Annotated in this window: 32 protein-coding genes; 2 read left to right on the top strand and 30 right to left on the bottom strand. The window is 58.9% G+C overall.

From position 1 onward, the window contains the following. Positions 1 to 13: 13 nt before the first annotated feature. Together ACLRDN_RS12210 and ACLRDN_RS12205 are read left to right on the top strand one after the other, a co-directional pair. Positions 14 to 790 carry a peptidylprolyl isomerase gene (locus ACLRDN_RS12210; protein WP_145602289.1) on the top strand — a complete coding sequence of 259 codons (777 nt, stop codon included), beginning with the start codon at positions 14 to 16 and terminating at the stop codon, positions 788 to 790. 367 nt (positions 791 to 1157) lie between these two features. After that, complete coding sequence (locus tag ACLRDN_RS12205) at positions 1158 to 2120, top strand: tyrosine-type recombinase/integrase (RefSeq protein ID WP_413460237.1); 963 nt, start codon at positions 1158 to 1160, stop codon at positions 2118 to 2120. Here ACLRDN_RS12205 and ACLRDN_RS12200 read toward each other — a convergent pair. From ACLRDN_RS12200 to ACLRDN_RS12055, 30 genes are all read right to left on the bottom strand, one after another. Next, positions 2050 to 2790, bottom strand: coding sequence for a DNA-methyltransferase (locus ACLRDN_RS12200; RefSeq protein WP_413460236.1), 741 nt, complete (start codon positions 2788 to 2790; stop codon positions 2050 to 2052). The two genes, ACLRDN_RS12205 and ACLRDN_RS12200, sit on opposite strands and share 71 nt — an antisense overlap. Continuing rightward, complete coding sequence (locus ACLRDN_RS12195) at positions 2768 to 2950, bottom strand: Com family DNA-binding transcriptional regulator (RefSeq protein ID WP_413460235.1); 183 nt, start codon at positions 2948 to 2950, stop codon at positions 2768 to 2770. Before ACLRDN_RS12195 ends, ACLRDN_RS12200 begins: the two co-directional genes overlap by 23 nt. Positions 2951 to 3085: 135 nt before the next feature. Further along, positions 3086 to 3469: a phage tail protein gene (locus ACLRDN_RS12190; RefSeq protein WP_413460234.1), complete on the bottom strand. Its 384-nt coding sequence runs from the start codon at positions 3467 to 3469 to the stop codon at positions 3086 to 3088. Positions 3470 to 4220: 751 nt separating this feature from the next. After that, the gene (locus ACLRDN_RS12185) at positions 4221 to 5048 is read right to left on the bottom strand and encodes a phage tail protein (RefSeq protein WP_413460233.1); all 828 of its coding nucleotides are present in this window, start codon (positions 5046 to 5048) and stop codon (positions 4221 to 4223) included. Beyond that, positions 5035 to 5610: a hypothetical protein gene (locus ACLRDN_RS12180; RefSeq protein WP_413460232.1), complete on the bottom strand. Its 576-nt coding sequence runs from the start codon at positions 5608 to 5610 to the stop codon at positions 5035 to 5037. Before ACLRDN_RS12180 ends, ACLRDN_RS12185 begins: the two co-directional genes overlap by 14 nt. Then, positions 5607 to 6656: a baseplate J/gp47 family protein gene (locus ACLRDN_RS12175; RefSeq protein WP_413460231.1), complete on the bottom strand. Its 1050-nt coding sequence runs from the start codon at positions 6654 to 6656 to the stop codon at positions 5607 to 5609. Before ACLRDN_RS12175 ends, ACLRDN_RS12180 begins: the two co-directional genes overlap by 4 nt. Further along, positions 6653 to 7063 (bottom strand): phage GP46 family protein, encoded by a 411-nt coding sequence (locus ACLRDN_RS12170; RefSeq protein WP_413460230.1) that lies wholly within the window; start codon positions 7061 to 7063, stop codon positions 6653 to 6655. The genes ACLRDN_RS12175 and ACLRDN_RS12170 overlap by 4 nt, the downstream gene beginning before the upstream one ends. A gap of 1 nt (position 7064) precedes the next feature. Then, complete coding sequence (locus tag ACLRDN_RS12165) at positions 7065 to 7640, bottom strand: phage baseplate assembly protein (RefSeq protein WP_413460229.1); 576 nt, start codon at positions 7638 to 7640, stop codon at positions 7065 to 7067. After that, positions 7637 to 8716 (bottom strand): phage baseplate assembly protein, encoded by a 1080-nt coding sequence (locus tag ACLRDN_RS12160; RefSeq protein WP_413460228.1) that lies wholly within the window; start codon positions 8714 to 8716, stop codon positions 7637 to 7639. Before ACLRDN_RS12160 ends, ACLRDN_RS12165 begins: the two co-directional genes overlap by 4 nt. Next, positions 8709 to 9866 (bottom strand): DNA circularization N-terminal domain-containing protein, encoded by a 1158-nt coding sequence (locus ACLRDN_RS12155; RefSeq protein WP_413460227.1) that lies wholly within the window; start codon positions 9864 to 9866, stop codon positions 8709 to 8711. Before ACLRDN_RS12155 ends, ACLRDN_RS12160 begins: the two co-directional genes overlap by 8 nt. Then, the gene (locus ACLRDN_RS12150) at positions 9866 to 12052 is read right to left on the bottom strand and encodes a phage tail tape measure protein (RefSeq protein WP_413460226.1); all 2187 of its coding nucleotides are present in this window, start codon (positions 12050 to 12052) and stop codon (positions 9866 to 9868) included. Before ACLRDN_RS12150 ends, ACLRDN_RS12155 begins: the two co-directional genes overlap by 1 nt. Before the next feature lie 219 nt (positions 12053 to 12271). Next, positions 12272 to 12568: a phage tail assembly protein gene (locus ACLRDN_RS12145; RefSeq protein ID WP_413460225.1), complete on the bottom strand. Its 297-nt coding sequence runs from the start codon at positions 12566 to 12568 to the stop codon at positions 12272 to 12274. An 8-nt stretch (positions 12569 to 12576) separates the two neighbouring features. Next, positions 12577 to 12891, bottom strand: coding sequence for a Gp49 family protein (locus ACLRDN_RS12140; RefSeq protein WP_413460224.1), 315 nt, complete (start codon positions 12889 to 12891; stop codon positions 12577 to 12579). 72 nt (positions 12892 to 12963) lie between these two features. Beyond that, on the bottom strand, positions 12964 to 13860 hold the full coding sequence (locus ACLRDN_RS12135; RefSeq protein ID WP_413460223.1) for a hypothetical protein: 897 nt from the start codon (positions 13858 to 13860) through the stop codon (positions 12964 to 12966). A gap of 32 nt (positions 13861 to 13892) precedes the next feature. Further along, on the bottom strand, positions 13893 to 14255 hold the full coding sequence (locus ACLRDN_RS12130; protein ID WP_413460222.1) for a phage tail tube protein: 363 nt from the start codon (positions 14253 to 14255) through the stop codon (positions 13893 to 13895). A gap of 47 nt (positions 14256 to 14302) precedes the next feature. Then, positions 14303 to 15778, bottom strand: a complete 1476-nt coding sequence (locus ACLRDN_RS12125; protein WP_413460221.1) for a phage tail protein — start codon at positions 15776 to 15778, stop codon at positions 14303 to 14305. Continuing rightward, positions 15775 to 16263 (bottom strand): hypothetical protein, encoded by a 489-nt coding sequence (locus tag ACLRDN_RS12120; protein WP_413460220.1) that lies wholly within the window; start codon positions 16261 to 16263, stop codon positions 15775 to 15777. Before ACLRDN_RS12120 ends, ACLRDN_RS12125 begins: the two co-directional genes overlap by 4 nt. After that, on the bottom strand, positions 16260 to 16760 hold the full coding sequence (locus ACLRDN_RS12115) for a phage protein Gp36 family protein (RefSeq protein WP_413460219.1): 501 nt from the start codon (positions 16758 to 16760) through the stop codon (positions 16260 to 16262). Before ACLRDN_RS12115 ends, ACLRDN_RS12120 begins: the two co-directional genes overlap by 4 nt. Continuing rightward, positions 16760 to 17251, bottom strand: a complete 492-nt coding sequence (locus tag ACLRDN_RS12110) for a hypothetical protein (protein WP_413460218.1) — start codon at positions 17249 to 17251, stop codon at positions 16760 to 16762. The genes ACLRDN_RS12115 and ACLRDN_RS12110 overlap by 1 nt, the downstream gene beginning before the upstream one ends. Positions 17252 to 17361: 110 nt before the next feature. Further along, positions 17362 to 18267 carry a Mu-like prophage major head subunit gpT family protein gene (locus ACLRDN_RS12105; RefSeq protein ID WP_413460217.1) on the bottom strand — a complete coding sequence of 302 codons (906 nt, stop codon included), beginning with the start codon at positions 18265 to 18267 and terminating at the stop codon, positions 17362 to 17364. 59 nt (positions 18268 to 18326) lie between these two features. Then, the gene (locus tag ACLRDN_RS12100) at positions 18327 to 19319 is read right to left on the bottom strand and encodes a phage protease (RefSeq protein WP_413460216.1); all 993 of its coding nucleotides are present in this window, start codon (positions 19317 to 19319) and stop codon (positions 18327 to 18329) included. A gap of 232 nt (positions 19320 to 19551) precedes the next feature. After that, positions 19552 to 19962, bottom strand: coding sequence for a DNA-binding protein (locus ACLRDN_RS12095; RefSeq protein WP_413460215.1), 411 nt, complete (start codon positions 19960 to 19962; stop codon positions 19552 to 19554). Between the two features lie 8 nt (positions 19963 to 19970). Further along, on the bottom strand, positions 19971 to 20429 hold the full coding sequence (locus ACLRDN_RS12090; RefSeq protein WP_413460214.1) for a regulatory protein GemA: 459 nt from the start codon (positions 20427 to 20429) through the stop codon (positions 19971 to 19973). Further along, positions 20426 to 20629 (bottom strand): hypothetical protein, encoded by a 204-nt coding sequence (locus ACLRDN_RS12085; protein ID WP_413460213.1) that lies wholly within the window; start codon positions 20627 to 20629, stop codon positions 20426 to 20428. The genes ACLRDN_RS12090 and ACLRDN_RS12085 overlap by 4 nt, the downstream gene beginning before the upstream one ends. Before the next feature lies 1 nt (position 20630). Further along, positions 20631 to 21092 (bottom strand): hypothetical protein, encoded by a 462-nt coding sequence (locus tag ACLRDN_RS12080; protein WP_413460212.1) that lies wholly within the window; start codon positions 21090 to 21092, stop codon positions 20631 to 20633. A gap of 1 nt (position 21093) precedes the next feature. Continuing rightward, on the bottom strand, positions 21094 to 21714 hold the full coding sequence (locus ACLRDN_RS12075) for a DUF3164 family protein (protein WP_413460211.1): 621 nt from the start codon (positions 21712 to 21714) through the stop codon (positions 21094 to 21096). A 32-nt stretch (positions 21715 to 21746) separates the two neighbouring features. Next, positions 21747 to 22022: a hypothetical protein gene (locus ACLRDN_RS12070; RefSeq protein ID WP_413460210.1), complete on the bottom strand. Its 276-nt coding sequence runs from the start codon at positions 22020 to 22022 to the stop codon at positions 21747 to 21749. Beyond that, on the bottom strand, positions 22019 to 22348 hold the full coding sequence (locus tag ACLRDN_RS12065; protein ID WP_413460209.1) for a hypothetical protein: 330 nt from the start codon (positions 22346 to 22348) through the stop codon (positions 22019 to 22021). Before ACLRDN_RS12065 ends, ACLRDN_RS12070 begins: the two co-directional genes overlap by 4 nt. A gap of 8 nt (positions 22349 to 22356) precedes the next feature. Continuing rightward, complete coding sequence (locus ACLRDN_RS12060) at positions 22357 to 23301, bottom strand: AAA family ATPase (protein ID WP_413460208.1); 945 nt, start codon at positions 23299 to 23301, stop codon at positions 22357 to 22359. Positions 23302 to 23314: 13 nt separating this feature from the next. Next, positions 23315 to 24988, bottom strand: coding sequence for a Mu transposase C-terminal domain-containing protein (locus ACLRDN_RS12055; RefSeq protein WP_413460207.1), 1674 nt, complete (start codon positions 24986 to 24988; stop codon positions 23315 to 23317).

Genomic DNA, 24988 nt, shown 5'->3' with positions numbered 1-24988 from the left:
CTAGGATTCAACAATGACATTCAAACCCGCTCGTCTGCTGGTGCTGCTGTTCGCCATCGCTTCGATCCCGGCCTTCGCACAAAACCTGGCCGTGGTGAACGGCAAGGCGATCCCCTCCTCCCGCGCCGAACTGATGGTCAAGCAGATGACTGCGCAAGGCCAGCCTGACAGCCCGCAACTGCGCGGTGCCATCAAGGAAGAGCTGATCAACCGTGAAATCCTGATGCAGGAAGCCGACAAGCAAGGCCTGTCCAACAGCAGCGACGTCAAGAACCAGCTGGAACTGGCTCGCCAGTCCATCGTCATCCGCGCCCTGATCGCCGACTACCTGAAGAAGAACCCGGTCTCGGACGCCGACATCAAGGCCGAATACGACAAGTTCAAGGCCCAGGCCGGCGACAAGGAATACCACGCCCGCCACATCCTGGTGGACAAGAAGGAAGACGCCGAAGCCATCATCGCCAAGTTGAAGGCCGGTACCAAGTTCGAAGACCTGGCCAAGCAGTCCAAGGACACCGGTTCGGCAGCCAACGGCGGCGATCTGGACTGGGCAACCCCGGCCTCGTTCGTCAAGCCGTTCTCCGACGCCATGGTGGCCCTGAAGAAGGGTGACATCACCCAGACCCCGGTGCAGACCCAGTTCGGCTGGCACGTGATCAAGCTGGAAGATGTGCGCGCCGCCAAGGTCCCGACCCTGGAAGAAGTCAAGCCGCAGATCGCCGAAGCCCTGCAACAGAAGAAGCTGCAGGCTTACCAGGAACAACTGCGCGCCAAGGCCAAGGTGCAATAAGCCTTTCGCCCTGATCGTTGAATAGGACGGCTACGCGCCCTCCTCTTCCTCGTTCCCTCGCATGCCCGGCCAGGTCTCCTCGCCGGGCATGTTGCTTTTTAGCTACGATCACGCGCACAACTTCTGCAGCGCCGATCAAAAAGTCGCTCGAAAACCCCGGATTTCCAGTAAAGCGGCTTTGATTTTGGGATAAAAGCCATTTGATTTTCGGACGAACAAATTGGGGCTTTTGGGCTTGATTTTGGGACAAAGAAAACTGGCTTATCAATAAGCCAATGGCGTTTACGCTATTCTCCCGCCCTTTATGCGTCTCCGCCGCCAAGTTGGACCTACCCTTGCAATTGCCATAGATCGTTACCTCTCCGAGGTGTCACCGCTGAAGAAAGGGCTCGCCAGCGAACGTTCTATCGGGCGTATTTGGCTTAAAACTCGATTGGCTGGCCGTCCAGTCGACCGTATTCGAAATACCGATCTGATCGTCATCAGAGACGAATGGGCTCAACTGGTTAAACCTGCGACCATCGTGCGTCGCTTGGCATTTCTCTCCCATGTTTTTACCGTGCTCCGTAAGGACTGGGGTTGGCCAGACCTGGCGAACCCCGTTCAGCTTGTCCGCCGGCCGACTGTTACAGATGCCCGTGATCGTCGCCTATACAGGCAAATTCAGTTGCGTGGCGTCCCAGAGAGCGAATGTCCGCGATACGAGCTGGACTGGATTTTGGAGGCTACCAAGTCAGTCGAAATGCCGGTGATCGTCTCGCTGGCCGTAGAGAGCACCATGCGGCGCTCGGAGATATGCGGAATCTTGCGCGAAAACATTGATCTTCGGGGGGGCGTCGTGCTGTTACCGGACACTAAGAATGGCTCCTCGAGGCGAGTGCCGCTGACGCCATGGGCGCTTGATCTGTTGCGGCGTTATCTGACTAACAAGCCCTTGCGCGGCAAGATTTTCACGATGAAACCAGGATCAGTCACTCGAGCCTTCATACGGGCTCGTCAACGGGCCAGAGACAACTACCAGGCATTGTGCCGGCGCCACGGCCGTCGGCCGGTGCCGGAATACTTCAACAATCTCCGATTCCATGATTTACGCCACGAAGCCACCTCGGTGCTGGCTCCGATTCTGGAGCTCCACGAAATGGCGAAGGCTGGTGGCTGGAGGGATACGAGGATGCTCCTACGCTACTACCACCCCGATGGCCGCGAGTTGGCACGTAAGATTGCGCGCAGCCCGCTCGGCCGTCAGCAGGTGGCTCGGATTAAACGGCTGCAGGCTGCAGCCGTTCCACCGCCACCTGGTAGTAGTGGTCCGTTAGCTCAATCCCAGTGAAGTGCTTGCCTTGCTCGATAGCGACTAAGCCGGTCGTGGCACTTCCCATGAACGGATCTAGCACCCTGGCACCGCAGGCAGCTACCAGAGGCTTCATCAGGGTTACGGGCTTTCCCACTTGGTGCAGTTTCCCGCTGGGGCGCTGCTGAACCGAAAACACGCCGGGACTGTAAGTATCGCCCACCAGGGGACCCTTGCTTCCCCAGGCGAAGAACTCGGTCTGAGCTCGGAAGCCCCCCTTGTAGGGACGGCTACTGCTGCCCTTGTCCCATACGCCGACGCCGCGCCAGGTAAATCCTGCCGCCTGCAGTGCATCGGTCGTGACCGGCAACTGGCGCCAATCGCTGAAAACGACCATCAGGCCGCCAGCGGTGAGTTTTTCATAGCAGAGGGACATCCATAGCGCCGACCAGTGCAGGTAGCTGCGCTGATCCTTGCTATCGCCGCCGAAATCAGCGAATTGGCTGCCGGTGCTGCTCAGATACTTCGCCCCGGTGGAGGCGGCGCGCTGCCCTTTTGATTGCCCCCCACTGGAGTATGGCGGGTCCGTCACTACGGCGTCGAAGGTGCCATCGAGCTCCGGTAGGATAGCCAGGCAATCGCCTCGGTAGAGATCGGCACCAGGTAGGCGGATGAACGACGAATTGTTAAAGATCGGGGACTTTTTCACAGAGCTTCTCCTTCTTGTTTGACGCTCCGTGGCGTTCTGCGGCGGCGCCCTTGGCGCTCAACTGGTTGAGCGTCCTGCAGCGAGGGCACTTGATGATTAGGCGGACATAGAGGGCTTCCGCCAGTTTTTTATTGCATTGTTCACATCTGATTTCTTCCACGAGTTGCGCCTTGTGTTAGGCTTCGGGCGCCGTCGCGACGGTGACGGGCCTTGGCCGAACGCTGGCAGGTCAGCGGGAGGCGGCCTGCCTAGGTGGTGCAACACCCAGGTAGGTCGCCCGTCCTTTTTCCAGTGATCAGGCTCCGACTGGGGCTTCGGCAGGCGCCGGCGGTGTAGCCGTCAACCAGGCAGGTATCTCGCCGCCCCCATCGTAGCGCAGCGCCATACCACCGATCTCCACCACCGAGCTCATCTCATATTGTGCAAACACCGCCGGGGCGTCACCAGCCGCCGGGGTCTTTTCGTAGAACAAAACCTCCTTGCGGTGATCCTCGACCACTGTCCATTCTTCAGGCCCGCTGGAACGCGCCACATAACCGGGTTCCGTGGCGGGTGGCGGTGCAAGCTTTGCACCATAGGGAACATTAAAAGAGCCAGGTTGCATCGCCAGCTCGTGAGCGAGCAACGAATATAGATAAAAGCCCAGAGAATCTGCTTGGTATACGGTGATCGCTTCCATACATAGTCCTTTCTATAATCATTCTTTCATTCGATATTTGCACTGCAAATGCCCGCGCACTGGGTTCGCGGCAGTCGGATGCCCTCAGAAATCACGCCCACAACCTCGAGGTCAACTCCAGCTCCGGGAGCGGGAACCGCCTTGCGGTGGGTACCGGCACATCGGGCAGTGGCTCTGTCAGCACCGGGCTCTTCGGTGGTGCCGAGACTCGCCCGAGCAACGCCGCCTATGTGCCTCGCCTTCATGTTTAAGGCGACCATGTCACTGCAAATGCAAGAGCCCTCGGTTCGTACAAGGCGGACACGCTAAAGGCCCACAATCATGGCACCGGCTACCAGGTTATTTCTCAAGGCGGCTATGGCCAGAATAACGGCGGCACCTTTGCCTCGAGCGCGGTACCTGGCACAGTTACCGGCACATTTGGAACGGCGGAAACTGCGCCAAAACATACCGCATATGCCCCCCGTATCCACGTGTAGTCCGCCTAGATGTGCAAACGAGGCGAATAAGCAGTATTGGCGGCGCGTGTTTCGGTCGATGTCCGGGCGACTCGCGACGCGTTGAAGGTGAACTGGTTGAAGTCCCCGCTATTGCCGGTTGGGTAGGCACCGGTGCCTGATGCCGCTAGAGCGAACGCGCCGCTCGCGCTCGTTTGAATGTTGAGCTGCGAGCCGAAGTTGCCTGTGATGTTCTGGAGGGCATCAAGCTGGCGGCTACCCCTGGCCCTTGCATTTGCAGTGACTTGGTCGCCTTACACATGAAGGCGAGGAACATACGCGACGTTTCGGCCGCGTGTTTCGCTGGAGGTGCGCACCACACGCGAGGCGTCGAATGTGAAGCCATTGCCGCTGCCTGACGTTCCTGTAGCCCCTGACCCGTTGCCAGGGCCGGCTGCAAAGGCTCCAGACGCGTTTGTTGTGTCTCGCAAGATGACATTGGACCAGGTGCCTGTGATGTTCTGGATCGCGTCAAGCTGCCGGCTACCCAAGGCCCTTGCATTTGCAGTGTCAGCGTCAGTACCGGTGTAACGACGGAACATATTTCGCAGGTCCGGTATGCGGAAGGTGTTTGCATCCACATCAACGAAGTAGTGCCCACCGATGTTCGCCGTCCAGTTGGCCTGGGTGATAGCCAGGCTGTTTTCCTGCGCGTATCCCCACAGGCCCGCATAAGCGGCCTTACTCAGTACTCCGCCGGTCGCGTCGATTTCGGACGGCAGCGGTGCGAAGGTATGGCCATCCACAGGCCGGCCGCACAGAGGGCTCCGATAACCGGTGAAGTAAGCCGAAGTCGACCAAATCCAAACTTCACCCACTTCAGCCACGATGATGGGTCCCTTGTTGCTGGTTGGCAGTGCGCTGATGGAGTAAATAGCCCCAAACTTCGCCAAGATTGCCTGTCTGAGCTGAGTATTGTCACCCTTATTCAAGGCCAAGCCGGCCCATTCGATGAAGGAACAAATTTCTTCCTGAATTGCATTGTTGAATTCTGCTGTGAATTCGGTAGGTGGCCGATTGGTTGTGGGGTCTTCAGCTACCCAGCGATTGTTGTCGTGGCCTGGGCCATCAATTCGATGCATTGTAATAACCTCCTGCGCCTGTAATGTCTTCGAACCACAGATAGACGTGGGACTGTTTGAACTCGAATAGCGCCTTCCACAACTCAGCCGGATCTACCACCGAGCTGTAGTAGCGAACGCGGATGATGTATCTGGTGCGCGTTCCCCACATGCGATCACCGATCTTGCTTCCGATCCGCGCTGGACCAATCAGTTGGTCAATCTGGACAAGAGGGACGTCGAAGTCATGCGTTGCCGCGTCGTGGCCCCACAAGCGATCACCAATGTGACCACCGATGGCAGCCGGTCGGCGTGGCCGAGATTCCGAGATGCCGTTGATAGCTTCGCGGGCGACCCGGCGATACTCATCGATATGCCAGCTCCCGACCTTTGGGGTGTGCTTTGAGACCGCGCTGTCCAGAACTTCTTGGGTGGTTTCATCAATACGGACAAGCTCCTCAGAAACGGCCACTAGCAGGCTGTCGCCGAAGCTGCCTTCAGGCCACTGCCAGGCAGCACCGGGTGGCAGCAACGCTTGAAGAACATCCGCAAATTCCCGTGCGGTATGAATGACTATCTTCATACCCAGATAGCCGGGGAATAGACCAGCACTTCGCCTGCAGCCACAGCGATATCGGCGGTAGGCGCAATACGCTGATACTGGGTTGTGACGGTCGCGATGGCAGCATCCAGCTCGGCCATCGCCAGAACAGAGGTCTCACTGGCTTCGGACAAGATCGCGGCCAGAATCGCATTGTCGATTCCGGTGCGATTGGAGGCAGTGTCATAGCCTGCCAACAGATGCAACGAAGGAGCCACCGCTCGCTTGATGGGAGACGCCACGCGCCAATCTGCCGTCGCAGGCGCGATGCTGTAGAGTCTGTCGGCAACTGCATCGAGAACCGCCTGGGTAGGCAGTCGATCCGTCAAGCCATTGCAGATCGGACGAACCAGGACAGTTCCTATGCCTAGAACATGCCTCTGGACCAGAGCTGTGGTAACAGATGGATGAGCGCTCCGCGCCCAGAATCGATAGTCAGCATCCTTACCGGAGCGAGCACCAGTCGTGGTAATGGTCTGCCATTCATCGACCACGCGGCTACGCCAGTCTTCAAGGTCTTCATCTTCCTCACCGCCCGACAAGCCGTTGATACCCACCGTAAAGGTGTCATCGCATCCAGGGATGGGGTCAATCAGACGAAGCGTCTGACCGGCAACGAGATTGCCCGCCGAGCCAACGGAATTGCACTTCAAAGTAACGGTGGAAGACTGACCCAGGGTAATCGCGGCCTGGACGGTGTAGTCCAGGCTGTTGACTGTGCCACGGACCTGAGTACCTGCAAGAATCTGCACGCCATTGGCACCAGTAGCAGTAGCACCACCAGTCGAGGCAGTCGCTGCAAGGCGGTCCACGTTGTAAAGCGTTGCCCAGTCATACAGGCGCTCCAAGTCGCAGGCAAGCGGAGATGATTGCTTGTCAATCCATTCCAGGTGACCGTGGATGCCATTGGCAGTGCGAGCCCATGACACAGACACCGGATCACGCAACACCGCCGGCACCGCTGCCAAATCGGCCGCGATGCGCGTTTTGAGGTCGGTATAGCTTGGACGTGAGGTATAGGTGGTCACAACGGGACTCGCACAAGGAACTGGCGTCCATTGTGCAAGCCCGAGATTTCCATGAAAACGCTGGAAATGTTTCCAGCAGGTTCGGAGAGAGCCACTTCGTTGACCACGATGTCGGTCAGCGCGGAAGAATGCGCCATCAAGGCGGTCTTGATCATGTCCAGTGCTTCGCGTCGCGCTGCACTGTTCAGCGGTTGCCGACGCACGTACCAGAGCCCGGTGCCGACGGTGGCATCCTCGTACCATCCGCGCCGCTCGAATCGCTCCGAGACGCGGTCGGCAGGAGCCTCACCATCGGTGTACAGCACCGCGTACACGACGGTGGCCGCCTCGGTATTCTCGTCATCAACCTCTTCATCGAAGAGCGCGATATCTAACTGATTCTGACCAATAGGGATGAGTTTCAACATGTCAGTTCACCACCGATGTCGGATTGCCTGGCTGTGTGCTGGTGTGCGTATGGCCGCTGCCAACGTTCTTCCCGTTGTTGGTGAGCGGGCCGGCGACGTCCGCGCCTCCCGTCATCCTTGCTACGCCACCATTCGCCCCGCTGTAGCCACCCGTCGAGGCAGTCGTGCCCAACACCACCAAGTTACCGCCGATCTTGGCGTTACCGGTCGTCTCGAAGTCGGGCGTCTCAGCGATAACCTTGGTGGCGGCTTTCACCTCGATCACGCCGCCACGCTTGATATGCACCCAGTTCCCTTCGTCATCATGAAGCGCCACTTCGCCCTGGACGAGTTGTACCTGATACATTTTATGCCCAATGATGAGCGCTGCTCCGTAAGATCGGTCCCCACCAGGAAAAGCCAAATAGACCTGGCCACCTTCTGGCGGAAGGTATGAGAATCCGTAGGGCTCGACACGACGGATATTCTTCAATGGCTCGCCCTGCAGCACATTGACCTGCACCTTTTCAGGGCCGGTGCGAATGTTGGCCCCCTGTGCGAAGAGGAGCTGCAGCCGCCGCCAAACTTGATTAATCATCGCAGCCCCCGACTCTTGAAGCTCTTCAGTGCCTTCGCTCCCTTGACCGAGGCACCGCGCTTCGACTTCTTCTTTTCTTCGCCCAAGAACGCATTTCGGTCCATCACCTGCAACCGTGTCATCTTTCCTTCCTTCTCATCCAGACCGAAGGTGCGTTCTCCGATCAGGAACACGCCGTCAATATGCTCATCTGGATCTTCGGATGGAATCACAAGGCGCACTTGCGTGTTGATTTTCCACAGACGCCATTTTCCACTGGCATCCCGGTAGCGCCATCCAGGCACGTCCAACTCGATGCGATGAGCCCGCGCCATGCGCCGATTTCTCTCCAGCTCAGCACGACGGTCGCAACTGCCCAGGGACTGGCTGTGGCGATCCGCGACGATGTGCATCGGACGGAAGAAGGAAATACCACTGTCCTTGATCGCGCCCTGCAGGGCCTTGTCGTTGCCGTAGTCAAAGCTCTTGACCACATAGTCCGAGAACCGCAAGCGGAATTCGTCAATAGGCTGATACCTGGTGAAATGCTTTCCCTTCTCCAACGTAGTCACCGGTGCCTCGTCGTTGGGCTCTGTCAGAAAGAGACCGCCATCCGGCAGCGGATACAGCAGCATGTTGGATGCCCGGACCGCATTGATGATCGCATTGGCAGGAATCTCGGATTGCATGGAGAATTCCGGCACAACTGGCGTGTCGCCATCAATCTTTACAGGCACTTTGAAGATGCCGCAAATGCGTGTCACGATCTCACCTAGCTTCAGGCCGGAGAGCGTCTTGGAGTACTGGCAATCCACCAGCTCGCGACCGAGAGAGCGTGCATCCAGCAGAATGGCGCTGTTCTTGGCATCTACGGGACGGCGGAGTACATCGGTGCGAGTAGTGGTCACCAGCTCGCCATCAATGAGCACGTCGACCACGGTGTTGGCCGTCAGACCCAAGGGCGTGCCATTGCCTGGCCGGGTCAAGCCCAGACGTACCGACGCACAAAGGTCATCGACGGATTCCTTGATTTCGACATTTTGCCAATAGCCGAAGCGCTTACCGTCGAACCGCAGTTCGACTGATCCCTCATCCATAGATACGACCTTTCACAAACAAGGGATGGCGCACTGCGTTGCGCGCCAGGAACGCCTCTTCGTCAACCTCCATGAGGTAGGCCAGGACCACGGCCGGCCTGGAGATCGAGACATCGCGGGTGACAGTGGACTTCAGATCCTGGGAGAGCAAGGCGTCGATCACTGCCGCCCGGCTGTCGGCCGTTGGCTCAAAGACTGTATCGGGCAAGTTGGGCAACAGGTTGTCGATTGCGGCAACTACAGCGCTCAATGCTGTATCTCGATCCTCTTCCGCCTGATAAACGGATGTGGCCAGCTCAGCGGCGGAGGCGACCAGAAGGCGACTACGCAACGCATCCTCCCTTTGCAGGTTCCGACGAACCGCGCCATCAACGGCGGCGGTTCCCGTCAGTGCGACGGCGGTCGATGTAGTTGCAGCCTTGGATAAACGTACCACCAGGCGCGTGCGGTCCGCACCACCCAGGTCATCGCTGTAACTGCTGCCACCGAACATGTCGGTGAGCCCACGCAGGGCGGTGGCATATGCGCCTGGCATACCTGCAAGGGTAGTCAAGTCGGCCTTGATACCGGCGACCAGGCTTCGAATCTGATTGGCCCAGGTCAGCGGGAGCGTGGCCAGCGAGATAGCCTGGCGCAGCACCTCTAATTTCTGCTGGACGGCAGCGATATAAGAATTCAAGCCATCGGCGCTCATCGGCTCCAGCTCGAAGTCTTCCTCGGCCGCATCAGCCATTTTGTGAGTGCGGTCAATGGCCACATCAACTTTATCCTGGGTCGGCTGCTGCGTCTCGCCACCTTCCGCGAACTCGATGGTGACTGTTCCCATGCCACCACGTTCGTTGCTTTCTTCCAGTGACCAGCTCTCGGCACGCACCCACAGTAGGCCAAGCCAGGGATGAGTGAGCCAGGTCGCACCAGGTTCGGCAAGTTTCGCTAGCAAGCCATTACGCTCGAGGTCGTAATCCTTGCCGATGAAGTAGGCGTTGAGTTTCCAATCCCACGCCTTCTTACCGAGATCTTCCGCGCTGGGCACCTCTCCACCAGGATATTCATGCTTGGCGAGACGGCGGCCACCGCGAGCACTGTGGCTGTCCGTCAGAAACTCCATGCCACGAAAAGTGGCCGTGGCCATACGGTCTTCGTAGCTCATCAGTTCGGTGCTCCGGTCATGATGTTGCCGGTGTTGAGGGAAACGCTAGCACCTGTCGCCTGGAACGATTGCCCCTGCAGTACCAGACCCGGTGCGAGACCGACCGTGAACTTGGCGTTCATCTCGGCTGGCTTGGCGTCCATTGCCTTTTGTTCCGCGCCTTTGGATAGATCCTTATAGGCCTCCCAAGCGGCGCCACCCAGACCGCCGATAAGCGCGCCGATGCCTGTGCCTAAGAAAGGAACAATGCTACCTACAGCAGCCCCGCCCGCAGCTCCGTTCATCATGCTTGAGCCATAGCGAGTAATTGCTGAATCTTTCCCCAAGGTCGATTCCAGCGCATAGTCACCAGCAAGCGCAGCGATACCACCAATACCGCCGACCTTTGTGGCCATCAGTGCACGTTGCCCAATGCTACTGGCGGCCATCCCGCCTGCAAATCGACCAATCGCACCGCCACCAGGCAATCCCTTACCGCCCATTGCGAGCGAAGCTAATCCTGCTGCGCCTGCTAGTGCTCCAAGGGCAGTCGTGGCCAGAGTCGTTGTTCCAACGAGTAAAGGATGTTTCGCGGCCAGATCAGAGAATGCTTCAGCTGCCTTGCCGATGGCCGGCGTCAGCTGATCCATCGCGGCCTTCTGCCCCATCAGTTTGTCTTCGCCAGCTTGTTGAGCTTTGTAGCCGGCTTCATCGGCTAGGACGCGATAGCCTATGTCGGTCGCGGATCGCCCATCGCCCCCATCGCCTTCGGTGTATTTTTTCCCGTATTCGGCACGAACCTTTTCAAGCGTTTCCTTAGTGTAGTCGGTATTGTTCATCAATCCCAGAAATGCCATAAGGGACTGCTGATTGTGGAAAATCTTGCCCACTGCTGTACCTTGGACTTGGGCCGCCATGGCCTCCAGGATGTCCTTTCGACCGTCCTTATCACCCTTATCCAGACCCTCTAATTTTTTCTGAAGCGACTGGTAGGTCGTGTTTTTGGCGAAGATGGAATTCATCATGTCGAGGGTCGCATCGACTTTATCGATACCGCGATCCTGGTAATCCAGGAACACCTGGTCGACCGTCTTCAGGCGGCCTTCCTTCTGGCCCTTCTTAGCCTTCTGTCCATTTGCCAGATATTGCTCCGCCATAAAATTGCGGAAGTGAGGCGTGTTCAGTTCGTTGAGCAAGTCACGCAAGTTGTTGCCGGCCTCATCTTTGGTGCCAGCCGTGACAACGGATGCCTGATTCCAAGCTGCGAGTTTTGCAAAGCCTTCCTTACCCGATATGCCGAGGTTCTTCGCCATCGCCATCTGCTGCGGCAACCACTTGGCCATATCCTTCAACTCGAAGCCGCCTGCCTGGCCTGCAGCCAAAGCTGCACTCAAAATCTTCGGGATTTCCTCGGTGCCGATCTTGAAACTTTGCTTGGCCCGGATGGCAATGGTGGCAAGAGCGTTCGCGTCCGTATTGCCAGCGGTCGCCGCCTTCATGATGCCCGGCAGCATAGCAATGGCATCCTGATTGGAGACCGTGCCGGATGCAATGATTGTATCTAGTGCTTCTGCGGCTTGATCTCGGGTTCCACCGCCGGAACGACGCGCCTTGTTGATCGCGTCTTCAAGCTCTCTCTTTCCGAGAATCCGACCAGCCTCGTCACGTTCAGCGTAGGCGGTGTTCGCCATGTTGGCAAGGCGCATACCGTAATCCATCGCGGCTCCCGCTGGGGCTTTGAGGGTGTAGGCGGCAGCACCAACACCAGCGACCGCCGCACCTGTGAATTTCAATGCACCATAGGCTTTCTGCGCCGTGGTCAAGCGGCCCATCTCATTGGTGAGATCGGTGACCTTCTTGCGCATTTTATCGGCGGCGGCCGCTTGCTCTTTCCAGGATGCGAAGCCAGCTGACTTCAGCCTGTTATATGCCGCCTCCGTCTGCTGAATCTCTCGCTGGATGGCACGTTCCGACCGTACACCGAGCGTCTCTCGCGCCTGCGATAAGCGTTCGTAGCTACTACGCTGACGAGCAGCACTCTTTTCTGCTGCGTCAGCGGCCTTCTGGGCAGCGCGCTCGGTGGCGGTGGCCACCTTGTTGGCTTCCTGTTGTGCGGCCTGCGCCGCCGCACGCGTACCCGCTGTCGACCTGTCATTGAGTACAAGGTTGACTTCGACGTTAACAGCAGACGATCCGGACGACGACATAAAAAAAGCTCCAGTACCAAAAAGGTAACCGGAGCTTAAAAGCTACTGCACGTGAAGAACAGGAGGGAAATGTTTCCCGAGTACGACTGAGAGCTTAAATCGGAGGGCGTCCTGTTAATGCGCAGGCCATGCGGGCATAAATGAAGAGTTTGGCGAGCGGCATCGTCTCAATCACCGGCGCTTGTTGATGCATGACGTTCATCAGCAAGCCCACGGCGATCAGGACTCTTGTGACTTTTTTTCGGGCTCCTTTTCGCCTTCGAATTCTTTGGCATCCGCTTCGATCAGAGCATCTGCCATCGCCTCGGCGCGGCGGTAGTCAATTCCGCGCAACCGTTCGATCAGGCTCTCATCAGTGCCGGTGAGACTGGCGATCAGCGCAAAGCGCTGCGCAACACCGCCGCGCTTGTCGAACGACAGGTAGTCGGCTGCGACGGTGTATTCGCGGAATGAGAGTTCCTTGATTTCCTTGTTCTCAGTGAGCTTGATCGGGTGTTTGAGAGGAAGTTTTGCCATGATGGTAGTCAGGTTGGGAGGTTGATCTTGCTGTGCAGCTCGTAGCCCATCAGCGGCCACAGCTCGTTGCGGGAATTGGCGATGGCGACCTTCTCGCCGATTTCCTGGTCATCGTTCTCGCTGCTCACTGCCACCGAGGGGCGTCCGACCACAGCGCATTCGTTCTGGGTCGTGATAACAGCCCAGCGCAGCACCTTCCCGGATTTCGAGACGTATTTGACGATCTCGACGTCGACGATGTTGGCATCGACGTCGGCCGGGGTAATGCGAGGGGCTGTGGCGCCTTTCGCCTGGATCAATTTCTCGGTATCTTTTTCATTCATCAGAGCACCTCATAGGAATGGAAGACTGCTCACATCGGGCTAGCTACGGGCAAAGTGCCCATCTGTTGAAAATCAATTCGAGTAGCCGGTGTTGAGCATGAAAGCGGTATTGGCCGTGGCTCCATTCACGAACTGCGCTCGGTGATACCGCGTCATCACCGGAATGGACAATATCTGCGCAACGTTGGCGGCGACGGCAATCGACTTCGCAACACGCCAGGTCACGTTGTCGTTGGAAACCTGGATGTTCAAAGTTCCAGCCTGGTCCGCGAACGCGAACGCGTTGAACTGGGAGAACTTGGTAAAGTTTCCGGCTGCGACACCGGCATCCCTGGCCGTTGCACTGAGTGTCGCGTTAGCAGCTTGAGCTGCGACTGATTCGTTATAGTAGGCGCAGTCGTTTGCGTTCACACTTCCAATCACCGCTCCACCGTTAGATAGCGTAGAGGTCACGACCGGATAGCTAGTCGTCCGCTGCGACATCGCTGCGTACGCCCGTAAATTTCCACCAGCAAAGGCTGTGGAAATTCGAACCCTGATAAACCGGGCATCGATCTGCACCTTGAACAGCCTGTTGGCATTGGCTGCAACGTTGAAAGCCGCGACCAACGGATTCGTGCTGGCGGAGGTAGGTTCAATTGCAACCAGTGGCAGCGCAGGAGCAGCGATATTGTTGGTCTGCTCGAAGAAGACCTGACCAGCGGTGATGCCAGCGCTAGCGACAATTTGTATCAGCGCTGTTTGATAGCCGGACACATCCAGCCAACCATTCTCCACGCCGGTCAGTAAGTCGAAGTTCAGTGCGGCGAGCGCAGCCGGACCATCAACAGTATCGTCCGTCGTGAACGCTACCACCAGGGGCGTGTCACCAGCCGCGACCAATTGCCGCCCTTTGCTGTCGCAGGCCAGCTCCACCAATTGGCCCTGGCTGCTGCCATCCTTGTATTTTCCGAGAGCAAGCCCCGACATGATCGCCTCTTAAATTTCAGCTTACGGACGCATCAAGAGATGCGTTCGGATTCGTTGGACATGATGGTGAGCTTGCCGTCGCCATCGCCCACCGGAATGGGGTCCGACACGAATGCCTGGCTCATCATGTGGACGCTGCCATCCGCCATGCGGATGGTGATATCTTCGTTCTCGATATCGTTGATTGCCAGGATGTCGACGCCGGCCTGCAGGTTGATGGTCAGCTCGAGCTTCGCCGGCTGGGCGCTCTCGGTAAAGCCGCCGTCGGTCGCCTGGCGGCCTGCCTTGTGCGTGCGCTTCTTGCCGCTGGGCGTGAAGGACTGGCCCGATTCCGCCAGCGGCAACTTGCCAATGGATGGAACCGAGACCGTCTGGATATTGTTTAACTTTGCCATGTTCGTAAATCCTCTTTAAATCAGGATGGAATAACCTTGCGTGGCGCTTAGTAGGTTGGAATGGCCTTGTGGAACACCGACCGACCAGCCAGGATGTAGAACGGCGAATTGATCACCGGATCATCCGTGAAGTTGAAACGGCTCGGATTGTTCGCGTCCTGCTCCACCACCAGGCTGTCCTTGTAATAGCTGTAAGCTTGCACCCACCCGTATTCGCCCAGGAGCACATTCTTGTAGAGCGACAGCAGGTAAGCACGCACGCTGTCTTCCGTGGTGATCTTCAGGCCAGGACGATAGCCCTCGTTGGTCTTGGCCGCCGTCGAGCCACGGAAGCGCTTGATGGCCCCCATACGCTGTTCGTAGCGGATACGCTCCATCACCTCGGCCACGTTGATGTCGAGGTAGGCATCGTCACTGCTGCCGTCCGAGCGCTGCTGATACATCGAGATGAGGCGCTTGATCGAGCAGGAACCATCGGAGGCGACTTCCATCACCGACATGCCCTTGAACAGCAAGCTGTTGCCAGAGGTGAAGTCGTTGTAACTCAGGTCTCCCTTCACGTCCGGCAAGGTGATGCCTTCCATGGAGCTGACAGGGTTGTTGTACAGGCTCACTGCTGCTGCCGCCGCCAACGTGGCCGCCACTTCCCAGGTGGACTTCGGAGAGAATGCGATCCACAGATCTACGATGTGCTCGTAGTTCTTGGCGCTGCCGAAAGCTGCTGCCGACGCGAAGTCGCCGCGATAGGCGGTGAAGGCACGGAAGCCCGCCATGACCGGAACGGCGTAACGACGCTGGCTCTCGGTGTGCCATGCCGCCAACGTGGCCGCATCGTTGATGCCCAGAGAGACATAGCGGAACCAGCGCTTGCCGATGATCGATGCCAGATCACCTGGGGCCGGGTCGCCAGTGCCATTGGCCATCGCAGCCAGTGTCACGGCCATACCCGTCGGCGTGGTCTCACCAAACATATTCAGGCGCATATCGATGTTGTTGCCGCACGAACCCTTGTGACGGGCTGTCAGCGTTACCACGGCGTTCGCAGCTGCGGCAGTGACCGGAATATCGCTGCCGGCGTTGGTGATGGCCTGGGCAATCGCGGTGGCCAGTTGGGCCGGAGTCTGCCCAGTAGTGATACCGACCGATACCAGCTTCTGCGCGATGTACAGGGCGAGCGTGCCGTTGGCGGTCGCCGCTGCCGTCACGGTGATGGTGCCGGTCGCCTGCACACCGGCCGCGTTATCCGCGTAGGGCAGCATGAACAGGTCGAAGGTCGTATCCTTCTTGCGATAGGCCGCTGCCATCTGGGCGAGCATCGAGCCGGCACCGGCCTTGTTCTGAGCATCCCCGACACTGGAGATACGCACCACCTCGCCAGCAGCGGCCGTTCCGGTGGCCAGTTTCTGACCGACCAGCAACACGGCCGGCAGGTCGCTGGAGAGACCGGCCTGGCTCCCGTCGATCTCGATGTATGCGCCGGGATAACGCAACGCGGATGGCACTTCATTGAAGGTAATGCTCACAGTCTTTCTCCTGTATGGACCACCTGGTCAAACGGCGGTGGGTCGGGTAAATAGTTGGTGATCAGCGCCTCGAATTCATAGCGATCTCGCCAATACAGATCGCCATCGGTGTATTCCAGGACTTGGCCGCCCGCGAACTTCAGTGGCTTCTCTTTCCCGTTCACGGTTTCCATTTCCCATCCCAGCAACAGTCCTTTGACCGCCAGGCGGTACTTCAGCAGCATGTCGTCAGTGTCACCCTGGCGATGCGTGCGGACGTTCTCAATCGCAATCACCACATCGAATGCCAACGTCACTTCCTCGGCCCTCTCACCGGCATGTCGCACCTTGTCCGCTGCACGCACGATCCAGGCGGCCGGTAAGGGCAGCGCATCAGGCCGGATCTGCGCAAACTCGGCGGCACCTGCAACCTGGCGAAACCAGAAGCCGTCAAAGCCAGCAGGCTGGGGTTTCAAGTGCTGGATCAGCGGCGTCAACGAAATCACAATCCGACCTCATCGTCGTCCGACCAGGCAGAACGGTAGCGGCGCGAGCTGCTCACGATGATGGCGACATCGTCCGAAAGAACGGGATCGGTCGCGGCCGGTGGGATCAGGTTCACATCGCCCTTGCTGTGGGCCTTCAGCGTCGCGATGGCACCTTCATAGGCGTGCTTCACGTCATCGGTCATGCGCTCCGCGCCCTGAAGGTAATAGAGCGCGACCGTAGAGGCCAAGCGGGACAGCAAGGTTGTTTGTACTGTGGCCGGAATGCCATACGACAAAATCAAGGCATCCGCGTCGTGTAGTGCACCGTCGATGGTATCCAGGGCGACCGTCAAGGCTTGGCGAACATCCTGCGAGTACTGCGATAAGTCGCCTCCCGAGATCGCCACGCGCAGCGCTTCATCCGGCACCATGTTCATGTCGGTCGGCACCGCCAGTTGCGCGAGCCGCATGGCACTACTACGTGCCAGCAGGTCAGATCGGGAGGCGAAACCCATCACTTGTCCTCGACCGGAGCGATGGCGGCGTCACGTTCGGCAGCGGTCACCGGCCAGCCGACGATTGCGGAAATGGCATCGGTCTTAGGCTTGCCGTCATTGGTCCAGAGCGAGGCATCCTGCTTGTCCATCTTGCTGATGGCCGTGCGAATCGCCTCGAGGCGCAGCGCAGGATCTTCCGGAGCCGTGGTACCCGTACCGGCCGAGTTGTCTGCGCCATCACCGGAACCGGTGGGCGCAGCTGCTGGAGCGGCGGCGCTCTGACCGGACTGCGAAGTGGAACCTGCGCTATCACCTGCCTGTTCGCTCTCTTCATAGTCAGCCGGCTTGTCGACCGACACTTCCAGCATCTGCTCTTCTCCCAGGCGGTTGGCGGTGGCCTCATCGAGCTCCACCAGCTTCCGCCATGCCTCGGTAAATAGGAACGCGCAACGATAGAAGTGTTCGATACCCTTCTTCGGTGCCACGCGGACATACAGTGTGATCATCATCTTTCTCCATTCTTTGCTTCCTGCGGATCGCCCGGCCCGGCCGGACAATTCCGGCCGGGGGCAACAGGCGCTTCGCGGGGTGTCTATATAGTGAGGAACCCTGGCGCCGATTACATCCAGGGCGTGATGAGCAACTGCACCTTGTTGTAGTTGGTGTTCGACGCACCGGCCGCGTTCTGCGCAGCCTTCAGCATCGCTTCTGCTGCTGCCTGGTTGTCCGGGCCGGTCACCAGCAGATCCGGCACGATGCCCAGCTTGCGGTTGCCGTCGCCCTTCACCTTCATCATGGCCGCGTAGGCAGCGTTGAAGTTGGCGACGGTCAGATCAGCCTTGGAGCCGAAAGCGCACTGCCAGAAACCGTAGGCAGCTTCACCGCGCCAGCGGCCGCCGAAGCTGTACACATCGTTCTCGAACACGTTGCTGTTCTGGGGTGAGGTGATGCTGTCAAAGCGGACCGGGCTGCGCTCCTGCAAGAAAATTGGAGGGGCAGCACGCTTGGTGCACAGCAGAATCCAGGGCGCGCTGGTGCCGGCCTGCATGTTGCTGACGACTGTGGCTGTACCACTACCGTCCTCGTTCGGATAGATCGGGTGATCCGTGTCGAAGAAGTACTGGCCGTCGTAGCAGATCGAGCTGAAGCCGGCCGCCAGGGCCTGAAACACCAGGTCGTTCAGCAGATCGGTGGCGGCCTGGCCATGAGATTCGGCGATGGTGCCGTACTGGCCGACGTTGTCATCTTCGATGTCTTCGACCTTGACGTCGATGGTGGCCTCGAACTTGCGGTTCGGCACGTTGTAGGCGGTTTCCTTGAGGGTTTTGTGCAAGCGCGCACCGACCCATTCACGGAAGGACGGGAATGCCGAGAGCCACTCGTAGGTATTGGACTTGCCGTCGCTGATGATCTGCTTTGCGACCTTCTTCCAGTCATCCGACGACAGCTTCAGGCCCGCATTGAAACGGACTTTGAGGGTGGTTTTCAACGCATCCAGTTGGGCTTGCGTCAAGGTAGTGGCCATTGTGTTCTCCAGGAATTCTTAAGTGAGTAAAACTGCTCTGCGCTGACCTGCAGCCAGGACTAGTTGGTCTTCTTCGCTGCCAGGTAGTCTTCCTGGGAGACACCCATGCGGGTGCAATAGGCGATCTCGGTTTCGTTCAGGACGGCCTTGCCACCACCGTGCTCCTCGGCCTGGCGGTTCAGCAGGGCGACCGGCTTCAGGGTATCCAGGAAGCGGGTCAGCTCGGCCAGCGCCAACGACTTGGCGAATTCTTCCTGGGCCGGGATCAGATGGCCGGCCTTCTTGGCGTCATCAATCAGGCTGTCTTTCTTGGCCTTCTCGGAGGCCAGGGCCGCTTCGGCCTTTTCCTTGTCATAGCCTGCGACCTTGTTCTTCAGCTCGTCGCGCTCTTTCGTCAGCGCGATGACGTTGGTGCTCAGGCTTTCGCGTTCGTTGGTCAGTGCTGCTACCTGGGATTTCAGGGTGTCACGCTCAACCGTGAGCGCCGCCACCTGCTTTTCGTCAGCCATGTCGGCCTCCTTTTCTTGGGTTGATGAAACAAGATTCTTGCGAGCCAGGGCCACGAGTGCCTCCAGACCGTCCAGGCCAGGTGTATTGGTCAGCGCCACCGACAGAATCTCCAGCACGTCGCCCGTGTCGGTGTCGTAGGAGAAAACGGAACTGATATAGCGGTACTTCTTGTCTGCGATCAGTTGTGCGGTGTCGCCCACCCAGGAAATCTTGACGGCGTACAGGCCTCGACCTTCACGCCACTCCAGGGTGCGAGGAATCCAGCCGGCCGCCTCAACGCGCTTGCCGTTCTCTTTGGCGTGCAGGCTCTGGTGCTCGAAGTCAATCAGGATGTCGGTCTGCCTGGATGCGGCCAGAGCGATGACACGCGCCGCGATGCCGGCGTCCAACTGCCAGGCGTCACAGTCGGTCGGTCGCCCGTCGACAGAACGGAACGGACCAGGCGGAAGCATGTGGGCTTCGGTCGGTACGCCATTAGCGCCGGCCTGCAGCTCAAATGCCATTGCGGTAATGGCGCGATGTACGGTGGTGTGTTGCGACACTGAGTGCTCCTAAGCAGATGGGAGCATTCTGATCGGGTGTCGAATTTGGGTCACCGCTGGAAATGTTTCCAGCCAGTCGGAGGGGTGAAATGCCCAGGGGCGTTTTAAGGCGTTTTAGGGGGGAGGTGGGGCCGTCCTATTCCCAGGCCCCTTCTAGCCGTTTTTAAACGGCTTTCGAATGCAAACAGAATGATTCGGGAGGGATGGGAAGCTCGACAAGAGCTTTCTGGACTCAAAAGAGGCTGAATTGACGATCTTCGTCGTCTTCGCGGCAGATATTGAGGATGTGGCGGGAGGAGAGGCCGTAGCGATGCGCAAGGATGTTGATGCTGGTATGTGGGCGGTCCTTACGGATCTGCGCGTCCCGGACCATGATCAGCAGCTTGTCAGCCTTGGGAAGCCAGCAACGATTGCTAGCGTCCAAGTGCGGAGCGATCTTGGTACGCAACCTGGAGAGCTCATCATCGGAGAGCCCAAGGACGGCAGTGCGGTAAATCGGAATGGTGACATTGACGCCACCGTGCTCCATCAGCCATTCCTGGGCGCGTCTGATGCCGAGCGCAGACACGACCGCCTTCAGCACTGGAGGCAGGCGCTCCAGCACTTCAGGGTCAACACGCGGAAAGGTTTGGCGGCGGGTCATGGTCGTTGTTACTTGCGGTCAAGCCATTTTTTAAGGGATTCGATGACGGTCTGGCATTCTTCAGTGGTCAGGCTATCCAGGTCAGGCACGGCCTCATGCCGGAGCTGGCGAGCGCAGTACACCAGCAACGCATTGCGAGTGGCCTTCTCCACCTTGCCAGCCTGGCCGAGGCGTCCCCACAGACGCACTATGTGTGCGATCTGCGGCGGCACCGGCTTACTGCCGGCTTCCCCCTTAGCGAAGACTTTGCGCGAGCGTTCCCAGCCACGGCCTTGGTAATCATTCAAGGCCGCATTGAGCTGGGGGACGGTCATGGTGGTGGCCGAGATACGACCGTCGACCATCTGCGCTCCATGGCGGGACAGTAGATCCTGGTGCGATTCGGCGCTCCAGCCCGATAGGTTCTTCATGGCCCAGCTCTTGGCAATGCCGAGCAACTGGCGATGATGGGCGACCAGGTTGCTCACGGCAGATCCTTGCGCATCTCTTCGGCCAGGGTCTTCATCTTGCGGGCAATCGCGGCGGTCGCTGTCGCGTTCCGATACAGAGCCGGAAAGGAATCCATCATGTGTTCCGCGAACTCGACCCATGCCTTGCTGCCGCGACCACCCACCATGGCCGCGTGATGAAATGCCTTCAATTGATGAAAGTCAGTAATGATCGCCATGTCACACTCCTAGTTTCAAGAATTCCACCGCACCATATTTCTGTCGGCTGCACCACTTCAGCCAGGCAAAAAGTGCATCTGCCGCCGCGTCCTGATCTGCTGCTTCTGGAACACCTGGGACCAATAGCTTTCCTTCACTCGCGCCAAGTCCATGTCGAGCACAGACGCCCAATACAGAGTTCAGCTCCGCCTTCGGTCCCTGCGCAAAAGCGATGGCCCCAGATCCATCGGCTTCCTTCGCAGGAGCCTTGTCGCCGATTTCAATCAGGCCACTGGCCCAGCACCATGCAACCTGGGGACGCAGGTCGTAATACTCGACACAGCCACATTTCGGGCAGGTGAGGCTGGTAGAAGAGATGCCGCAACTGGTGTGGAACTGCTTGGGGAGCCACTGCGATTCCACGCCCTGATGCTTGCACTTACCGTTCGCGCATTTAATTAAGATGTCGTTCTTCTGCGCCATGTCACACCGCCGCGATGTTCAGGCTGATCGGGCGATACTGATCGGTCTCGCCTACGCGCTCGAAGAAACGGACATATTTCTTGCTGCCCGTGACCTGGGTGCTCTCGGCGATGGCACGCATGGCGTCCTGCCACTTCTCATCCTCGATGTCGAGGCGGCGCAGCTCCAGGACGCGGCCGGTATTGATCTTGCCTTCCTTGTCCGTCTGGAAGGCCGACTGCACGAGGATGCGGATCTCAGGGCGGCTATCTTCGCTCCAAGCGATGACGCACTCATCGACGAGCTGCTTGGCCGCCTGCAGGCGCTCATCGAACACGATCCGCTCAGAGATCGCCACCTCGATCCGGTAGCGCCCGTCGAAGGTGTACAGCGTCACGTTGCCCTTCGCACCGCCCAGTTTCACGTTGTACTGTTCTGCCGACATCTCGATGAAGGCATTGAGGTCCGCGAAGGCGCGATCCTTGAACTCGCGCAAATCCCGGCTGCGATCCAATGCGACCTTGATCAGTTCATTGACCAGCTCGTCGCGGGCCAAGTCGATAGGCTTGATCAGATTGATCGGCACCAAGCGGCCCTTGGCATCCTTCAGGTGGCCTTCGGGGATAACGGTTTGGACTGTCATGCTGTATTCCTCTCTATATATAGGCAATGGGATTAGTGGAGCGGCGTATCAGGGGCCTTGGTCGGCTGCTGGCCTGCCATGTCCAGGAGCGCGATGACTTTTCCCGCATGGCCTTCCTTGTGCGCGTCTACGAGCTGGTGCAGGAAGCGGCTGATGTCGTTGGCCACACAGGTCAGGGAGTGCAGTTGCTGGCACGTCTCCAACAACAGCCGGTTACTACGCTCCAGCTCGGCGCGCAGCTCTGGCACGCTGTCGAACGCTTCGGGGTTCGCCATGGATGGCCCCAGGGTGATGATGGGCATGCTCATGCTTCCCTCCAGGTCACAGTGACACCCATGAAGATAGCCACGCCATACTTCACGCCGCCCTTCTCGCACCAATAGGGCTTGGTGGCACGATCCAGCAAACGGGCAATGGAGCCGTCTGCCCCGCGTTCGATGAGGATGGTGGGCGTGCCGCTCAAGATTTCACCGAGCACCTGATATCCCATCTGACGCAGCCGGCGGGAGGCGGAATTCATGGTCGACAAGCGATGGGTCACCTCGGCCGTCAGCACTTTGAAGCGCTGTTCCTGGCTCAATGGGGAGCTGCTGGAAGCGGTGGTCCCTGGCGTCATGTACGCAACGTTAGTCATGGTGGACCTCACGCGAGCGACTGGAGGAACAGCGCCTTCTTGGCGACCGTATCGACCAGCTTGACGTCCAGGGGACGATCACGGCGGAATTCCTTGATCCCCGCGATCAGCCCCTCGGTCAGCATACGGGCGCTGCCTCGGCAGTAGGCGTACAGGCGTTCAATCACATCCTCGGCCACTTCCTCGCTGCCGAAGGCAGACTGCGTTAATGCAGCGGCGTCTTCGGTGGTGATGGCGCGGACGGTCTCCGGCCAGAAGCCGGCGCGAGAACGGATCTGATCGAACTGCCCGTGCTGCGGCTTGATGATGCCGGTCAGGTGTTCGGTGCCGGCCAGCACGATACCGATGTTCGCCAGGTCACGGATGCGGCGAATGGTGTGCAACTGGTGCGGCGTCAATGTCTCGGCCTCATCCACGATGATCAGGCTGTCAGTGTTGCGCAGGCTGGAGACCACTTCATCGAACTTGTCTGCGATGCTACCTTTCTCGACACCGGCCACCATGCGGGCGAGGCGCTTCGTCAGGCTCTGCGGCGTCATGGTGGGCGTGGCTTCGATGATGTAGGTATTGGGGTGGGTGTTGGCGTAGTGCTTGATGGCGAACGTCTTGCCCGTTCCCACGTAGCCGGTCAGCACCGCGAAGTTGCGGTAGCGACGTGCCATGTCGCAGCCCAGGTGCATCAACTTGAAGACACTGGTCTCCACTGGCGCCATCGTATGACCGCTGGTCTCATCGGCATGACGCATGGCCGAGGTGATTGCGGTCAGCAGCTTGGCCGGGCTGGTGGCGTAGACGCCCTTGATGATCTGATTCAGGCTGCTGCCCGAGATACGCGCCAGGCGCGCCAGCGCTGCTTGGGTGTACTTACGTTCAGCGATCCATTTTTGAATGTCCTGGATCAGGGCGATATCGGCCTTCGAATAGTGCGACGGCCAGGTCGTAACTTGCGTCATGGTTTCCCCTGTATTAAAGGTCGAAGAGTTCAATTTCGTCATCAGGTGTATCGAGCTGCTTGGGAGTCTGCATTTCCAGCGTCAGACCGCTGACCGTGGCGTCGACATCGATCAACGTGCCGGCACGCGCCTTGTGCTCGAGGAGCTTCTTCTCCAGGCGCGAGGCGGCGGATTCCAGGGCCTTCTGAGTCTTGTCGGCCAGGAAGGAGTCACCCACGATGCCAATGGCCTCCACCAGTGGTGCATCGCAGATCAAGCGACCATCGGCGGTGCGGATACTCACGCTGTGGTGATTCAGGATGTCGTATTCGACCAGCACCACCTTGCCGTTCCAGGCGTGCAGATCCGGGTGGACATAGCGGCGGTTCATCAGCTGCACCGATGCGCGCTGTACCTTGCGCTTCTCGCTCGGGCGCGCCATCTCCATCGCAGTGGCGTGAGGCGGGATTGGGTCCAGCTCTGCCCACTCCTGCCCCCTGGTGGCGTATTTATTCTCAGGGTGCGGGCGCTGGTGATAATCGGTCGCCAGCCAGTGTTGGTAGGCGTCAACGAACTGTGCCAGGCTAGGCAGGGCCAACTTGCCACTCTTGACCTCGCGCACAGTCTGATTCAAGGCGTCATGTGCCATATCCGGGCCGCAGTAGAACTGTGGCTGCCAGAGCTTGAGGAAGTCGTCACGCACGATGCGGTGATACCGCTCCACCTGGCCCTTGCCGCGAGGGTTGTACGGCAGCGAGTGAATGACCGCCTGCACGCCAGCACGCTGGTAATAGCTGGTGTCTTCCAGCTCGGTCAGTCGGTTCTTGTAGCCGGTGCCGTTGTCGACGTAGAGCAGCGGTGGCACATGGTTCCAGCGCTCGAAGATTTCGGCCCAGCCCATCATCACGTCATAGCTGCCTTCGTGCGCCATGATTCGGAAGCCCACCAGGTAGCCACTCTTGAGGTCGATCACATGCATGATCTCCGGCCGCCAGAGTTCACCGGTCATGGGGTGAGCGAGATACACGTCAGCACGGTAGCCGTCCGCCATGTAGATGGAGCCGGCCTGCAAATTGCGTGTGTGACGCTTTGTGAAGGCAGTTTGTTGCTGCTTGTACAGGTTGTGGCCAATGCGGGCGGCCGAGTTCTTTCCGGCCTGTGATGGCAACGATTCCAGGTAGCCGTATACCTGTTCGTAGGTGCATTCAAAAGCCCATACACGGCAAAGCTCCCGGTGCACCGCCGCGATGCTGGGCTTGCTGGGTAGGCTGTACAGTTCGATGGCCTTGGCTTCCCATCCACCTTCGGCGCGCACGCGGCCGCGATGCTTCGGTGCGAGCGCGGCGCGGCCACCAGCACGATCCAAGTCGATCCAGCGGTACAGGGTGCTGCGGCTGATGAAGCTCTGCGCGCCCTTGATCGAACTGCGGATAGCATCCTGCAGGCCGGGGTGCAGCGAGGCGCTCCGATAGCGCAGCTCCAGTGTAGCGATGGCCACATCCAGGCTCACGCCTGGGACGGCGATAACCCGTAGTGCCTCCACGATCAGCTTGCGCTGCTGCGCCTTGATCGCGGAGCGTGTTGTCGGGTTCGGTGCGCCGGAGGCCAGCAGCAATTCGGTGCGGGTCGCCAAGCGTGCCGGGTTGAGCGTTGAGACCGGTAGGCGCGTGTGTGATGCGACAGCCAGGGTGCGTGATGATCCCGCCAT

The organism is Herbaspirillum huttiense (genome assembly GCF_047300815.1).
Lineage (GTDB): Bacteria > Pseudomonadota > Gammaproteobacteria > Burkholderiales > Burkholderiaceae_D > Herbaspirillum > Herbaspirillum huttiense_A.
The sequence above is the reverse complement of the archived record's forward strand: the minus strand, read 5'-3'. Positions and strand labels throughout refer to the sequence as shown.

Bases quoted from the DNA above. Each gene is read 5' to 3' on its own strand.
- ACLRDN_RS12150 (WP_413460226.1), bottom strand. From the start codon at position 12,052: ATGTCGTCGTCCGGATCGTCTGCTGTTAACGTCGAAGTCAACCTTGTA.
- ACLRDN_RS12210 (WP_145602289.1), top strand. From the start codon at position 14: ATGACATTCAAACCCGCTCGTCTGCTGGTGCTGCTGTTCGCCATCGCT.
- ACLRDN_RS12110 (WP_413460218.1), bottom strand. From the start codon at position 17,251: ATGATGATCACACTGTATGTCCGCGTGGCACCGAAGAAGGGTATCGAA.
- ACLRDN_RS12105 (WP_413460217.1), bottom strand. From the start codon at position 18,267: ATGGCCACTACCTTGACGCAAGCCCAACTGGATGCGTTGAAAACCACC.
- ACLRDN_RS12140 (WP_413460224.1), bottom strand. From the start codon at position 12,891: ATGAATGAAAAAGATACCGAGAAATTGATCCAGGCGAAAGGCGCCACA.
- ACLRDN_RS12095 (WP_413460215.1), bottom strand. From the start codon at position 19,962: ATGACCCGCCGCCAAACCTTTCCGCGTGTTGACCCTGAAGTGCTGGAG.
- ACLRDN_RS12135 (WP_413460223.1), bottom strand. From the start codon at position 13,860: ATGTCGGGGCTTGCTCTCGGAAAATACAAGGATGGCAGCAGCCAGGGC.
- ACLRDN_RS12130 (WP_413460222.1), bottom strand. From the start codon at position 14,255: ATGGCAAAGTTAAACAATATCCAGACGGTCTCGGTTCCATCCATTGGC.
- ACLRDN_RS12180 (WP_413460232.1), bottom strand. From the start codon at position 5,610: ATGAAGATAGTCATTCATACCGCACGGGAATTTGCGGATGTTCTTCAA.
- ACLRDN_RS12060 (WP_413460208.1), bottom strand. From the start codon at position 23,301: ATGACGCAAGTTACGACCTGGCCGTCGCACTATTCGAAGGCCGATATC.
- ACLRDN_RS12190 (WP_413460234.1), bottom strand. From the start codon at position 3,469: ATGGAAGCGATCACCGTATACCAAGCAGATTCTCTGGGCTTTTATCTA.
- ACLRDN_RS12075 (WP_413460211.1), bottom strand. From the start codon at position 21,714: ATGACAGTCCAAACCGTTATCCCCGAAGGCCACCTGAAGGATGCCAAG.
- ACLRDN_RS12070 (WP_413460210.1), bottom strand. From the start codon at position 22,022: ATGAGCATGCCCATCATCACCCTGGGGCCATCCATGGCGAACCCCGAA.
- ACLRDN_RS12185 (WP_413460233.1), bottom strand. From the start codon at position 5,048: ATGCATCGAATTGATGGCCCAGGCCACGACAACAATCGCTGGGTAGCT.
- ACLRDN_RS12155 (WP_413460227.1), bottom strand. From the start codon at position 9,866: ATGAGCTACGAAGACCGTATGGCCACGGCCACTTTTCGTGGCATGGAG.
- ACLRDN_RS12085 (WP_413460213.1), bottom strand. From the start codon at position 20,629: ATGGCGATCATTACTGACTTTCATCAATTGAAGGCATTTCATCACGCG.
- ACLRDN_RS12145 (WP_413460225.1), bottom strand. From the start codon at position 12,568: ATGGCAAAACTTCCTCTCAAACACCCGATCAAGCTCACTGAGAACAAG.
- ACLRDN_RS12065 (WP_413460209.1), bottom strand. From the start codon at position 22,348: ATGACTAACGTTGCGTACATGACGCCAGGGACCACCGCTTCCAGCAGC.
- ACLRDN_RS12055 (WP_413460207.1), bottom strand. From the start codon at position 24,988: ATGGCGGGATCATCACGCACCCTGGCTGTCGCATCACACACGCGCCTA.
- ACLRDN_RS12160 (WP_413460228.1), bottom strand. From the start codon at position 8,716: ATGGATGAGGGATCAGTCGAACTGCGGTTCGACGGTAAGCGCTTCGGC.
- ACLRDN_RS12080 (WP_413460212.1), bottom strand. From the start codon at position 21,092: ATGGCGCAGAAGAACGACATCTTAATTAAATGCGCGAACGGTAAGTGC.
- ACLRDN_RS12165 (WP_413460229.1), bottom strand. From the start codon at position 7,640: ATGATTAATCAAGTTTGGCGGCGGCTGCAGCTCCTCTTCGCACAGGGG.
- ACLRDN_RS12115 (WP_413460219.1), bottom strand. From the start codon at position 16,760: ATGGGTTTCGCCTCCCGATCTGACCTGCTGGCACGTAGTAGTGCCATG.
- ACLRDN_RS12170 (WP_413460230.1), bottom strand. From the start codon at position 7,063: ATGTTGAAACTCATCCCTATTGGTCAGAATCAGTTAGATATCGCGCTC.